The organism is Bacillus bingmayongensis (assembly GCF_000299035.1).
GTDB classification, from domain to species: domain Bacteria; phylum Bacillota; class Bacilli; order Bacillales; family Bacillaceae_G; genus Bacillus_A; species Bacillus_A bingmayongensis.
In genome coordinates this window covers 121928-134638 of record NZ_JH921520.1, presented here as the reverse complement: position 1 = coordinate 134638, position 12711 = coordinate 121928, and the positions used below count along the sequence as shown (strand labels likewise).

The 12711-nt window shown below is 36.8% G+C and carries 13 protein-coding genes; 7 read left to right on the top strand and 6 right to left on the bottom strand.

All coding sequences use genetic code 11. The annotated features are described in order from the left end of the window. The first annotated feature begins 15 nt into the window (after nucleotides 1-15). Both narJ and narI read left to right on the top strand, forming a co-directional pair. Complete coding sequence (narJ, locus tag Y7E_RS0124220; RefSeq protein WP_017153799.1) at nucleotides 16-546, top strand: nitrate reductase molybdenum cofactor assembly chaperone; 531 nt, start codon at nucleotides 16-18, stop codon at nucleotides 544-546. An 18-nt stretch (nucleotides 547-564) separates the two neighbouring features. Further along, complete coding sequence (narI, locus tag Y7E_RS0124215; protein ID WP_017153798.1) at nucleotides 565-1263, top strand: respiratory nitrate reductase subunit gamma; 699 nt, start codon at nucleotides 565-567, stop codon at nucleotides 1261-1263. Between the two features lie 162 nt (nucleotides 1264-1425). On the opposite strand, the gene Y7E_RS0124210 is transcribed toward narI, so the two are convergent. The 4 genes from Y7E_RS0124210 to Y7E_RS0124195 form a co-directional block, all read right to left on the bottom strand. Then, on the bottom strand, nucleotides 1426-1740 hold the full coding sequence (locus Y7E_RS0124210; protein WP_017153797.1) for a hypothetical protein: 315 nt from the start codon (nucleotides 1738-1740) through the stop codon (nucleotides 1426-1428). An 18-nt stretch (nucleotides 1741-1758) separates the two neighbouring features. After that, on the bottom strand, nucleotides 1759-1983 hold the full coding sequence (locus Y7E_RS0124205) for a spore germination protein (protein WP_017153796.1): 225 nt from the start codon (nucleotides 1981-1983) through the stop codon (nucleotides 1759-1761). Between the two features lie 92 nt (nucleotides 1984-2075). Further along, entirely contained in the window at nucleotides 2076-2381 is a 306-nt protein-coding gene (locus tag Y7E_RS0124200; RefSeq protein ID WP_000141217.1) for a rhodanese-like domain-containing protein, read from the bottom strand. A gap of 438 nt (nucleotides 2382-2819) precedes the next feature. Beyond that, entirely contained in the window at nucleotides 2820-3944 is a 1125-nt protein-coding gene (locus Y7E_RS0124195) for a homoserine O-acetyltransferase family protein (RefSeq protein ID WP_017153795.1), read from the bottom strand. Nucleotides 3945-4196: 252 nt separating this feature from the next. Here Y7E_RS0124195 and Y7E_RS0124190 point away from each other — a divergent pair, with 252 nt between their 5' ends. From Y7E_RS0124190 to Y7E_RS0124170, 5 genes are all read left to right on the top strand, one after another. Then, the gene (locus tag Y7E_RS0124190; protein WP_017153794.1) at nucleotides 4197-6035 is read left to right on the top strand and encodes a spore germination protein; all 1839 of its coding nucleotides are present in this window, start codon (nucleotides 4197-4199) and stop codon (nucleotides 6033-6035) included. Nucleotides 6036-6051: 16 nt separating this feature from the next. After that, nucleotides 6052-7146 carry a spore germination protein gene (locus Y7E_RS0124185; RefSeq protein ID WP_026049334.1) on the top strand — a complete coding sequence of 365 codons (1095 nt, stop codon included), beginning with the start codon at nucleotides 6052-6054 and terminating at the stop codon, nucleotides 7144-7146. Continuing rightward, entirely contained in the window at nucleotides 7122-8201 is a 1080-nt protein-coding gene (locus tag Y7E_RS0124180) for a Ger(x)C family spore germination protein (RefSeq protein ID WP_017153792.1), read from the top strand. The genes Y7E_RS0124185 and Y7E_RS0124180 overlap by 25 nt, the downstream gene beginning before the upstream one ends. Nucleotides 8202-8336: 135 nt before the next feature. Further along, nucleotides 8337-8522, top strand: a complete 186-nt coding sequence (locus Y7E_RS0124175; protein ID WP_017153791.1) for a hypothetical protein — start codon at nucleotides 8337-8339, stop codon at nucleotides 8520-8522. A 101-nt stretch (nucleotides 8523-8623) separates the two neighbouring features. Further along, entirely contained in the window at nucleotides 8624-9052 is a 429-nt protein-coding gene (locus Y7E_RS0124170) for a pyrophosphohydrolase domain-containing protein (protein WP_017153790.1), read from the top strand. A 478-nt stretch (nucleotides 9053-9530) separates the two neighbouring features. Here the strand turns inward: Y7E_RS0124170 and Y7E_RS30310 are convergent, their stop codons facing one another. Further along, nucleotides 9531-10097 carry a hypothetical protein gene (locus tag Y7E_RS30310; protein ID WP_017153788.1) on the bottom strand — a complete coding sequence of 189 codons (567 nt, stop codon included), beginning with the start codon at nucleotides 10095-10097 and terminating at the stop codon, nucleotides 9531-9533. A gap of 147 nt (nucleotides 10098-10244) precedes the next feature. Further along, nucleotides 10245-12653: a leucine--tRNA ligase gene (leuS, locus tag Y7E_RS0124155; RefSeq protein ID WP_017153787.1), complete on the bottom strand. Its 2409-nt coding sequence runs from the start codon at nucleotides 12651-12653 to the stop codon at nucleotides 10245-10247. Between the last annotated feature and the right edge of the window lie 58 nt (nucleotides 12654-12711).

The following is a 12711-nucleotide window of genomic DNA, read 5'->3' as shown; positions in this document are numbered from 1 at the left end:
AGGAGGCAGGCAAATATGAAACAGAGTTTACAAACCGCTTTTTCTTGTTCTTCCTTCCTTCTCTCCTATCCTGAACCAGGATGGAGAGAAGCTTTATCAGAACTACAAGAGAATATTGATACAATTACACATGACGAAATTCGCACAACACTTACATCTTTTATCAAGCAAGCATTAGAAAAAACAAATGATCAACTTATTAATTCCTATGTCTATACATTTGACTTTGGAAAGAAGACAAATCTGTATCTCACTTATATGAATACAGGTGAACAACGAGAACGCGGTATTGAATTATTAGAGTTAAAACAGCACTATCAAAATGCTGGCTTTGCGGTAACCGATAAAGAACTTCCTGATTATTTACCGCTACTACTAGAATTTCTGGCAAACGCAAACGAAGAAGATAGTGCACCTATTATGAATAAGTACACAAAAAATATACAAGCTTTGCATCAGCAGTTAAAAGAAGCAGATTGTATGTACGAACCAATTGTCGCTTCCATTCTACTCGCTATCGATGCATGGGGATTACAAACGAACTAGAAAGGGGTGTCGTAAAAAATGATGGATCAATTTTTATGGGTGCTGTTCCCTTATATTATTTTGGCAATCTTCATTGGTGGACACATCTTCAGATACAACTATGATCAATTTGGCTGGACATCCAAATCTAGCGAATTATTAGAAAAGAAAATGCTCCGAATCGGAAGCTTGTTATTTCACTTCGGGATTATGTTTGTCATAGGCGGACACGTTATGGGAATCTTAATTCCAGAGTCTGTATACAGCTCATTTGGTATTTCGGAACATACTTATCATATAGTGGCTATTAGCTTCGGTCTTCCTGCTGGAGTCGCTTCTATTGTCGGATTAGTTATTTTAATGTACCGACGCTTTACAGTAAAACGTATTATCGCAACAAGTACAAAAGGAGACTATGTTGCCCTTATCTTATTGTTTATTGTGATGTTAGCAGGTCTATCCTCTACATTTTTAAATATTGACTCAAAGGGATTTGATTATCGTACAACAATTGGACCATGGTTCCGTAGCCTCTTTATTTTCCAGCCAAAAGCGGAGTATATGGCAGATGTCCCTCTATGGTTTAAAATCCATATCATTGCAGCGATGGGACTCTTTGCAACGTGGCCATTTACAAGACTTGTGCATGTTTTTAGCGTTCCCGTAAAATACTTACGCCGTAGCTATGTTATTTATCGAAAAAGACAACCTATCGAATCTAGCAAAGTAAAAATGTAATAGAAAAACAGCACCTATCTTATGAAAATAAAATAGGTGCTATTTTATTATTTTAGGCTTACATATACAATATAGTCCCATAGCTAATATCACCCTACCCTTTATTAGTAATAGATGTTTGAAGAAGCGATAAAAAAACCCTACCTTGGCAGGGGATTTTTTCTATAAACCTGGTGCAGAATCCAGGTTATCCGTGTTCGGGACAGATTGCATAATCCCTGTCATATTAGCATTTGAAGCGGTATTTGTGCTCCTATCTATGTCCGTCCCTTTCGTATACGTCGTTGTTACTACATCTCCTGGTTGCAAACAAATCTTCGTTGTTGGTCCAATTACCGTCACAACATCAATATAAGTTGGTCCTGTTGAACCACTATACGTTTTAGATGCAGTAAATGAAGTATCCCTCAAATTGTCTCCTGTAAATAAATTCCCATAATTATTCACAATCACAAACTCTTTAATATTTGCAGGCATTTCTATTCAACCTTTCTATTAGGGACCTAATGTTAATTCACTTGTTTCTAAAGGAGGAATAAAGACATTACCTCTCGGTGCAGCTGCAGGCATACGTTTTCCATTTAAAAAAGTAGCATTACTTGAACCTCCAGCACCAGCGTATACCTTTACTACAGTCAATGGCGCAATTGTATTGCAATCACCTACATTAACAGCTCCTCGATTATTTATGATCTTAATTTTACGAAGAAATGCACTCATACGCTGCCTCCTTTCTACAAAAAAATTCTTTTGTACACTGTATGCAAAAGAAAAAAACTTGAAACAGACACGTTTCAAGTTTTAAGGATAAATTATTGAATTTCACCTTCATATTGCAGCATACCGCCGACCATATTCACTGTTTTAAATCCTTGTTCATTTAAATAATGACATACATTTTCACTGCGCATTCCTGATCTACAAATGAAAATATATTCATTTTCTTTATCAAAGAAATCTACTTTGTTCGGGATATCCCCCATTTTAATATGTACAGCTTCTGGGATTTTTCCTTGTGCTACTTCCTCATCTTCACGTACATCTACTAAAAATAACGTTTCTCCGTTTTCTAAACGCTCTTGCACTTCTTCTGTTGTAATTGTTTTTACTTCTGTCATATGTGTCGCTCCTCCTTATATACAATGAAACTTTAAGTAATAAGTTTTTCTACTAATCCACCCATCACCAATTTTAGCATGCAAAAGTACGAACGCAAAGAACTGAAACTTTTCATAGTCTTATTCTTTTTCAACCCTTTTATAAATTTATCCTCTTTACAAATACAACACTCACATTGTATTCTCAATATACTTGTTTTACGAAAGGAATCGATCGAAATGACACTTTTTCTTTTCTTTATAGGTTTCATTTTTTTTATTCTTTCTATCATTTCACTCGGTATATTTAACAAAAGAAAACCTACACAATCCTCTCAAGAACGATCATTCATTTATTTATTACTTAGTATAGCTTGTTTTGGATTGTGCATTGGTGCATATGTCTTCCGTTTAAAAATCATCTAAAAAAAGTGCTTGCTTAACCGCTCGCACTTTTTTTCATACACGACTAGACACTCTTCTCTTTAAAAACTCATCCACTTTCTTTTCAAATAAATGAACATCTAATACACCCGCCATATGACCATTTATACTTTCAATCTCATAAACTTCCGCGTATTTCCCTTGTTTTTGAAGCATCTCTACCATTTTATAATTATAACGAGAAGGCTGCAGTAAATCTTGCTTACACGGAATCATAAGCACATCTGCCTCTATTTGAGAAAGTGCCTCTTCTAAAGAAGAAAAACCATGTGCGATGTCATGCAATAATGTCGCTTTCGCTGTATACATCCATGAATTAGCATCTACAAAAGCAATATTTTGCAATGTCAATGCATTTATATTTGTTTCAAATGATGTTAGTGCTGAGAAATTCTCATAAGGTGCTGTTTCCGCACTATTACGCGGAAAGGTCGTTTCGTAATAATGAGCATCGAATGCATTGATAAACATCATCTTCCTTGCTAAATGTAATCCTTTCATCGGTTGTTCATCCCCATAATTCCCATCATTCCACTTTGGATCTAACTGAATAGATTCAATTGCATTTTGCAGAACATTAACTGATGTTACAATTGGATTTTGCGGATTCGTAATTACACCAATCATCCGCTCTACCATATGTGGATAATGAACAGCCCATTGCTGCGTAATCATTCCACCAGCTGACGGTCCCATTACCGCATGCAACTTTGTAATCCCCATATCCTTCACTAATTCATGCTGCACACGTGCTACATCTAAAAATGTAAATACCGGAAATTCCATCCCATATTCTGATCCCGTTATTGGATTAATTGATTTTGGTCCCGTTGTAATCACATAAGGACTTTTCACTTGTACATTACAAAGGTTATCAGTACATATTACAAAATAGTGATCTGTATCAATTGCTTTCCCCGGTCCAATTAGTCCATCCCACCAACCTGGAAATGGATCTTCTTCTGTATATTTTCCAGCTGCATGGCTCGTTGCACTGAAATAATGACAGACTAAAATCGCATTTGATTTTTCTCGATTTAATTTACCGTACGTCTCATATCCAATCTGAACAGGAATTTTTATACCATTTTCAAATGTGAATTCATTTAAATGAAATCTTTCTTTTTTCACGTGTAGCATCAGTTTTCCTCCTCCACCAAGAATCTCCATCTCACATCTTTTTTCTGCTTCCATTTCCTAAAAACAAAGTTAAATTACACAACCATAATTTCTTCTTACCGAAATTATTAAACACTTTGAAAAGAAAAACCTTCCTACTTGGATATTTTTGAGTATAAAACCATTTCTTCTCTACCTCTCTTAAATACGTGCATAATATACAAAAATCACCACAAACTAACATTATCTTACATCATTAAAGAGGGAATACATATGATATGGAAATGGTTACGTAAGAAAAAGAAGACGAACAATACTGGCTTAAACGAAGCGACCTCAGATCAACAGAGGCAGGCTACAAATCAAGAAGAAAATCCAAAAAATAAACAGCAAGAATACGCTAAAGAGACAATGCAAGATAAGAAAAAACAGCAGGCAAGCACCGAGCAAGAACAAAAGAAACAGAATCAACAATCCAGCCAGACTACGAAACATACTAAACAAATACAGCAGCATCCAAGTAATAAGCAAGAAAGTAAGAAACAACCCAAGCACTCAGTTCACATTACGAGACAAGAACGAAAAACACAGCAGCACGAGAGCGAAAAAACCAATAGCAGTACTAACAGTATTTATGACTTTAGTAAACCGAAAAAGGAACATATCCACTCTCTACAAGATTTAATTAAAAATCTAAAAGCATCTAGTGATTTTGTAAGCTATCACACGTCAGATGACGAAACAATGCCCTACTGGATTTCTTATTACCGCCCATCGCTTGATGGTGAAAAACTACAAAAGTATTTAATGCCTGCCTTACTAGAGCGTACATGTTCTACATTGGAAGAATTAAAAGAACATATTCCAATGAGCGGAATTACGATTACAAATGATCTTCAAAAAATTGAAGATATGGTTTTAAAAGGTCACGCTATCGTACAGTTACATGAACAAGATCAAAAATGTATTTTAGCAAATATCACAATTGATAATTATCGGGCGCCATCTATTCCATTAAATGAATCTACAGTTGTTGGTCCACAAGAGGGGTTTGTAGAGGATATTGATACCAATATTAACTTAGTACGTAGACGCCTTCCAGTGTTAGCACTACAAACAAAGGAAGTTATCATTGGGACATTCTCTAAAACAAAAGTTGTCATGATGTATTTAGAGAATCTTGCTGAAAAAGACAGTGTTGATTATTTAGAAGAATCGCTTCGTGCAATTGAATACGATCAAATAAACGACAGCTCCTATATTCAAGAATTGCTGGGAGAAAAGTCAATCTTCCCATTATTTATTAATACAGAACGTACAGACCGAGTAACAACTGCATTAATTGATGGGAAAATTGCTATTTTTGTGGATGGTTCACCAAGCGTCTTACTCAGTCCTGTTTCATACTTTGACTTTTTCGTTTCACCAGAGGATTACAATGTTTCTTGGCTTTACGCTACGTTTTCAAGATTTTTACGACTAATCGCTGTTCTGTTTTCCATCTGTGCAACACCGTTATATGTTGCCATTTTAAGTTATCATTACGAATTAATTCCAAGTGATCTACTCGAAACATTAATTTTATCAAGAGCACAAGTCCCTTTTCCACCTTTAATAGAAGCGCTCTTTCTAGAACTGGCTATTGATTTGCTTAGAGAGGCCGGGGCTAGACTGCCAATGAAAGTAGGCCAAACACTCGGTATTGTAGGTGGTATCGTAATCGGACAAGCATCTGTTCAAGCAGGACTAACGAGTAATATTTTATTAATCATTGTCGCTTTATCCGCATTAGCTTCCTTTATCACACCGATTTATAAGATGGGGAATGCAGTTCGTTTACTACGATTTCCATTCCTTTTATTCGCAGAATTAGGTGGACTATTAGGAATTTCACTCGGTTTTATCTTTTTATTTACTCATCTATTTAGGCTTTCTTCCTTACGGAAACCATTCGCACTCTTTTATCCAGCAAGGCAACAAGCACTAAAAGATTCCTGGATTAGATTCCCATTATCTATGATTGATACAAGAGATATTCAAGCAAGGCCGCAGCACGTAAAAAAATCAGCAAAAGGAATTTCAACAAAACATACATCTGATTTTGATGAATAAGAAACGAGGTGCACATATGAGTAAAGTCAAAACCAAATATCAAGTATCTCCTATATTTGTTTTATTCTTGATTCATAGTGCACAGTTCGGTGCTGGAGTTCTTGGGTTTGCACGCATTATTGCCAAAGTTGCGGGCTATGACGCTTGGATTGGTGTTCTCATCGTAGGAATCATCATTCACATTCTCGTTTGGATGATGTATTACTTATTAAAAAATACAGAAGGCAACATAATAGATCTTCACCAGCAAACCTTTGGAAAGTGGATCGGTAATGGAATTAGTATTGTATTCATGCTGTATTTTTTCGTTGTAAGTATATCCGTTATTCGAACATATGTTGAGATTGTTCAAGTATGGATGTTTCCTACTGGTTCTACTTGGATGTTCACAATCTTTTTCTGTTTATTAAGTTACTACATCATCTCATCAGGATTTCGTGTACTTACCGGCATTTGTGTCATTTCTGTTGGCGGGACAGTCGGTTATATTTTCCTTAGCTTCTTTATCCTGAAATACGCACATTGGGAAAATTTACTTCCTGTTTTTTCTCATTCTTTTGGAGATATTTTAAAAGCATCTCAATTGTCAGTCTATAGTATGACAGGCTTTGAAATCCTTCTTATGATATACCCATTTGTGAAAAATCCCGAGAAGTCTCACAAGTTCGCACAATATGGTGCATTATTTTCTAATATTTTATATTTATTTAGTACAATTTTAGCGTTCACCTTTTTTAGTGAAAAACAGTTATCAAAAATAATTTGGTCTCAGCTTTCCATGACACAAGTTATTAAATTACCCTTTATCGAACGACTAGAATACATTGCCATCTCCGGCTATGCACTTGTAATTCTTACAAGTTTTATTCTTCCACTATGGGCAGCTACAAGAGGGACGCATGAAATCTTTCATGTAAAGCAGAAATACATTTTACTTTCTTTTATATTCATTACAATTATTGTGTCACAGCTTCTAACAAACAGACATGATATCAACGATTTTATTAGTTATGTTTCCAGAATTAGTTTTTGGCTAATATATATATACATCCCAATCTTATTTCTTATTGTGTGGGTGAAAAGAAAATGGAAAAAATCAAGAGAAAACTAACGCTTCTTTCATGTATCTGTCTGTTTACCCTAACAGGCTGTTTGCAAAAAAATATTGTTGATGATATTCAGTTAATTCAAGGGGTTGTTTTTGATACAGCAAAAAATAATAAAATAAAGGTAACATCTGTTTGTCCCGTGCAACAAAAAGGAAATAAAGTACAGGTCTTTGAGGGAACAGGTAATGTTGTTAAACAAGTAAAAGCTGATACTTCTTTAGAATCTTCTCAACCATTTGCAAGCGGACAAATGCGTATTGCTTTATTTACTACAAGAATTGCCAAAAAAGGAATGTCTGCCACTTTTGATACCCTTCTTCGTGATGTAACTATCGGGAACTCTTTATATGTTGGATTGTTAGAAGGAAATGGACTGGAGCTATTAACAGGAAAATATGCTACTTCTGCTAATGTTGCTATCTATATAAAAAAATTGTTAGAACATAACATGAATACAGGTCCTTTACCAAAAGATAACTTATACTTAGGGGCATTTCGTTATTATCGTGAAGGACAAGATTCTTATATGCCTATCCTAAAAAAGAGTCAAGACAAAATCAAAATCACTGGCATTGGACTTTTAAAAAAGGATAAGTATGTCGGAAAAATTGATCCTCAAGATATGTTTATTTTTAAAGGGTTATTGGAAAAACATCGATTAGATTCACATGAATTTAAAAGTAATGATGGATATACAATAATTAATAATATACATTCCAAACCAACGTACACTGTAAATATAACAAATGGAAAACCTTCCTTTTTAATCAAAGTAAAAATGGACGCACGCATTCAAGAACTTTCAAAACAAATAAACCTAGATAATAAAAAGAACACAAAAAAAATATCACGAGAAGTTGAAAATCAATTAAATATTACAGCCGCAAAACTCATCAAAAAATTTCAATCTCTAAATGTCGATCCCCTCGGACTAGGAGCTAAATTTAGACAACGCTATCGACCATTTAAGTTAGAAGAATGGAAAAAAATGTACAAAGACGTCCCTATCATAGTAAAGTATGAAGTTGATATTACAAATTCAGGTGTAATCGAATAATAGTGAATATAGTTCCCTCAAAATGTCAGATAATGATTGAACTCCTCTTCCGGGCGTGATACAACGGAGAGAGGAGTTTTTTATATTACTTACAAAATTATTTATAGAGGGAAAAAGATATTTACGGGGGAGCTTATGTCTAAAAAGTTAGTAAAACCTATTTTAAATGGTATTCTGTTTCTCGGCGTCTTTTTATTTGCTCATACATACTTAAAAAATGTTTCATTTACACGTTATTTGCTTGTTGTCATACCAATGCTACTTGTGGGAATGTTTAGCATTGATCTTGTTTTATCATTTTTAATAAAGAAAGAAGAGTAGAAATAAAGGAACATCTTATTTCATATAGGATGTTCTTTTTATTAAATAATCTCCTTATGTTACAATGAAACTCGGCACAAAACGAGAAAGGATGAAACAACATGGCTAACGAAAAAGGTTTAGATAAAGGATATGAACTTGTTGCAAAAATGCACGAGGTATTTGGACATCCTGTTACAGATGTACCAACAAAATTAACTGAAAAACGTGCAAAAATCCGCGCAAGCTTTATGCAAGAAGAGTTAGAGGAATTTTTAGAAGCAAATACTGTAGAAGATCAATACGATGCGTTAATTGACCTTATTTATTTCGCATTTGGAACATTTGCAGAAATGGGAGTTCGTCCTGATAAAGGCTTTGAAATTGTAAACAATGCAAATATGGCAAAGCTATTTGCTGATGGAAAACCACGCTTCCGCGAAGGCGACGGAAAAATTTTAAAACCAGAGGGCTGGCAAGCACCAGAACCACAACTCCGTGCTGAAATTGAGCGTCAACGTCAAGAAGCATTAGAAAAAGCAGGGAAATAAAGCGAAACTTCCATCAGTGGAGGTTTTCTTCATCCCCATTGATTATTAGCCCTCACGAACCGGGTTTTTACGGGCAGTTGATCCCCCACCTAACTTCTTTGCTCTCGCTGAATTTTGAGGTGGGGGTCTGCCCGCAAATAGCGGGATAAAAAATAGAGAGGAAGAACATATAAGGACACAAAACACTATCAAAGACAAAAGGAAAGCTCCATAGAAAAAGGAGTCATCCTTATAGATAACTCCTTTTCGTGTAGTAAGCCCTCCACTGATGGAAGCCTGTCTTTACTTCTTCTTTGGTTCTGTCGGTTGACTTTGTTTAGCAAAATTAGATGAATCATCGAAATTCGGTTGTTTTTTACCAGCATTATTACTTCTACCTTTTCCCATGTGTAATACGCCTCCCTTCTCCCTTTTACTATTCCCAAATAAAAAAATCCCCTTGCGTACAAGAGAATTTTTTTGGTTTTTATTTACTCCATTAATGTCCAACATGCCCTGCCGAAGCCCCAACTCCGCTATACCATGTTTGATATTGCTGATGGTGCTGACCATGATGTCCGTGATGACCTTGATGACCTTGATGACCTTGATGACCGTGGTGTCCATGATGATCATGATGTCCGTTGTGTCCGTGATGTCCATGATGTCCATGATGTCCGTTGTGTCCATGATGTCCGTTGTGTCCATGATGTCCGTGGTGTCCATGATGTCCATGATGTCCGTGGTGTCCATGGTGTCCATGATGTCCATGGTGCCCATGAATTACTTGCGGAGACGTACCTACTCCTCCTACTAGAATAGGAGCAATACCACCAAACCCCGGCTGTGGACCAACCGGTGCAGGAAAGCCAGTTTGTGCCCCACCTACAAATGTTGAAAATGTAGTTGGCCCTCCTCCAGGAACTCCTCCTTGTGCCCCTCCCATCCATGTTGGGATTCCACCATATCCTTGCTGTCCATGTCCCTCCATTGGCATCATCTGTGCATAACCATCCGTCTCACCTGGCATAAAACCGTGCGGTGCATTATTGTCCATCCCTTTCATTTCTTTCACCTCTTCTTCTCAAATTAGCCTACCTTTTTTATCATATTTCATATAGAAAAATAGGTGTTTGTCTATGCATGAATTCCGCTCTTTTTTCAGTTGTCTCAAAAAAAAGAGCAGCCCTCTCATGAGGACTGCTCTTTCCTATTAATTTGCAACGATATTAACAAGTTTTCCAGGAACAACAATTACTTTACGAACTGTTTTCCCTTCAATTTGCTCTTTAACTGCCTCGATAGCAAGTTGTTCCATTTCTTCCTTTGATGCGTCTTTTTTCGTTTTCAGTTTTGCACGAACTTTACCCATAACTTGAACAACGATTTCAACTTCATCTTCTACAAGTTTAGACTCATCAAATGTTGGCCAGCTTGCATATGTGATTGTTTCAGTGTATCCAAGTTTGCTCCAAAGCTCTTCCGCAACGTGCGGTGCAACTGGCGCAATCATTTTCACGAAACCTTCCACATACTCTTTCGGAAGTGTTTCTGCTTTATATGCGTCATTGATGAACACCATCATTTGAGAAATTGCAGTGTTAAAGCGAAGCTCTGCATAGTCTTCTGTAACTTTTTTCACTGTTTGATGGTATGCTCTTTCAAGTTCTTTATTAGGTGCATCTGTGATTTTCTCACTTAATTCACCGTTATCTTGAACGAATAGGCGCCATACGCGATCTAAGAAGCGACGAGCTCCATCAAGACCGTTTTCAGACCAAGCAATTGAAGCATCTAATGGTCCCATGAACATTTCGTAAAGACGAAGTGTATCTGCACCATGGCTTGCTACGATATCATCAGGGTTTACAACGTTACCTTTTGATTTACTCATTTTCTCGTTGTTTTCACCTAGAATCATACCTTGGTTGAATAGTTGTTGGAATGGCTCTTTCGTTGGAACTACACCGATATCATATAATACTTTATGCCAGAAACGAGCATATAGTAAGTGAAGTACAGCGTGCTCTGCACCACCGATATAAATATCAACTGGAAGCCATTGTTTTACTTTTTCAGGATCTACAAGTGCTTCGCTATTGTTTGGATCGATGTAGCGTAGGTAGTACCAGCAGCTACCTGCCCATTGCGGCATTGTGTTTGTTTCACGACGACCTTTTTTACCAGTCTCAGGATCTACAACATTTACCCACGCTTCGATGTTTGCAAGTGGTGATTCACCTGTACCAGATGGACGAATGTTTTCTGTTTTTGGAAGAACTAATGGTAATTCTTCTTCTTTCACAGCTGACATTGTGCCATCTTCCCAATGGATAACTGGAATTGGCTCACCCCAGTAACGTTGACGGCTAAATAACCAGTCACGAAGACGATATGTTACTTTTTGATTCCCTGCACTTGTTACTTCAAGCCATTCAATCATTTTTGCGATTGCTTCTTCTTTATTTAGACCATCAAGGAACGCTGAGTTTACGTGTGCGCCATCACCTGTATGTGCTTCTTTTGTGATGTCTCCACCTTTTACAACTTCTTTCATTGGAAGATCGAAGTTTTTCGCAAACTCATAGTCACGCTCATCATGAGCTGGAACTGCCATTACAGCACCTGTTCCGTAAGTTGCAAGAACATAGTCAGCGATCCAGATTGGTAATTTCTCACCGTTTACTGGGTTAATTGCATAAGCACCAGTGAATACACCTGTTTTTTCTTTCGCAAGCTCTGTACGCTCTAAATCACTTTTCGCTTTTACAGAGTCAATGTACGCTTCTACTGCTTCTTTTTGATCCGCAGTTGTAATTTCTGCAACAAGTGCATGCTCTGGAGCAAGTACGCAGTACGTCGCACCAAATAACGTATCAGGACGCGTTGTAAAAATTGTAAACTTCTTATCTGTACCATCGATATTGAAATGTACTTCTGCACCTTCAGAACGACCGATCCAGTTACGCTGCATATCTTTTAAGCTTTCTGGCCAATCAAGTTCATCTAAATCTTCAAGTAAACGATCTGCATATGCAGTGATTTTTAACATCCATTGTTTCATTGGACGACGCTCAACAGGATGTCCGCCGCGCTCACTCTTACCATCGATAACTTCTTCGTTCGCAAGTACTGTACCAAGTGCTGGGCACCAGTTTACAGGAATTTCATCTACGTAAGCTAATCCTTTTTCAAATAGCTGTAAGAAGATCCATTGTGTCCACTTGTAGTAGTTTGGATCTGTTGTATTTACTTCACGGTCCCAATCATAAGAGAAACCAAGTGCTTTAATTTGGTTACGGAACGTGTTAATGTTTTTCTCTGTAAATTCTGCTGGGCTGTTTCCAGTATCAAGTGCATATTGCTCTGCTGGAAGACCGAATGCATCCCATCCCATTGGATGAAGAACGTTATAGCCTTGCATACGTTTCATACGAGATAAAATATCCGTTGCCGTATATCCTTCTGGATGTCCTACGTGTAGCCCAGCTCCTGATGGATATGGGAACATATCTAGTGCATAAAATTTTGGTTTTTCTGTCTCATCTGGCGTGCGGAATGTTTTATTCTCTTCCCAATACGCTTGCCACTTCTTCTCAATTTCTTGATGATTAAAGCTCATGAGATATCCTCCTTCAAATTCTATTTATTTTCACCGCCTAAAATACAAAAAACCTCTC

What these genes read in the sequence shown, in the direction of transcription:
- narJ (WP_017153799.1), top strand. Translation starts at nt 16, where the DNA reads ATGAAACAGAGTTTACAAACCGCTTTTTCTTGTTCTTCCTTCCTTCTC.
- narI (WP_017153798.1), top strand. Translation starts at nt 565, where the DNA reads ATGATGGATCAATTTTTATGGGTGCTGTTCCCTTATATTATTTTGGCA.
- Y7E_RS0124210 (WP_017153797.1), bottom strand. Translation starts at nt 1,740, where the DNA reads ATGCCTGCAAATATTAAAGAGTTTGTGATTGTGAATAATTATGGGAAT.
- Y7E_RS0124205 (WP_017153796.1), bottom strand. Translation starts at nt 1,983, where the DNA reads ATGAGTGCATTTCTTCGTAAAATTAAGATCATAAATAATCGAGGAGCT.
- Y7E_RS0124200 (WP_000141217.1), bottom strand. Translation starts at nt 2,381, where the DNA reads ATGACAGAAGTAAAAACAATTACAACAGAAGAAGTGCAAGAGCGTTTA.
- Y7E_RS0124195 (WP_017153795.1), bottom strand. Translation starts at nt 3,944, where the DNA reads ATGCTACACGTGAAAAAAGAAAGATTTCATTTAAATGAATTCACATTT.
- Y7E_RS0124190 (WP_017153794.1), top strand. Translation starts at nt 4,197, where the DNA reads ATGATATGGAAATGGTTACGTAAGAAAAAGAAGACGAACAATACTGGC.
- Y7E_RS0124185 (WP_026049334.1), top strand. Translation starts at nt 6,052, where the DNA reads ATGAGTAAAGTCAAAACCAAATATCAAGTATCTCCTATATTTGTTTTA.
- Y7E_RS0124180 (WP_017153792.1), top strand. Translation starts at nt 7,122, where the DNA reads ATGGAAAAAATCAAGAGAAAACTAACGCTTCTTTCATGTATCTGTCTG.
- Y7E_RS0124175 (WP_017153791.1), top strand. Translation starts at nt 8,337, where the DNA reads ATGTCTAAAAAGTTAGTAAAACCTATTTTAAATGGTATTCTGTTTCTC.
- Y7E_RS0124170 (WP_017153790.1), top strand. Translation starts at nt 8,624, where the DNA reads ATGGCTAACGAAAAAGGTTTAGATAAAGGATATGAACTTGTTGCAAAA.
- Y7E_RS30310 (WP_017153788.1), bottom strand. Translation starts at nt 10,097, where the DNA reads ATGAAAGGGATGGACAATAATGCACCGCACGGTTTTATGCCAGGTGAG.
- leuS (WP_017153787.1), bottom strand. Translation starts at nt 12,653, where the DNA reads ATGAGCTTTAATCATCAAGAAATTGAGAAGAAGTGGCAAGCGTATTGG.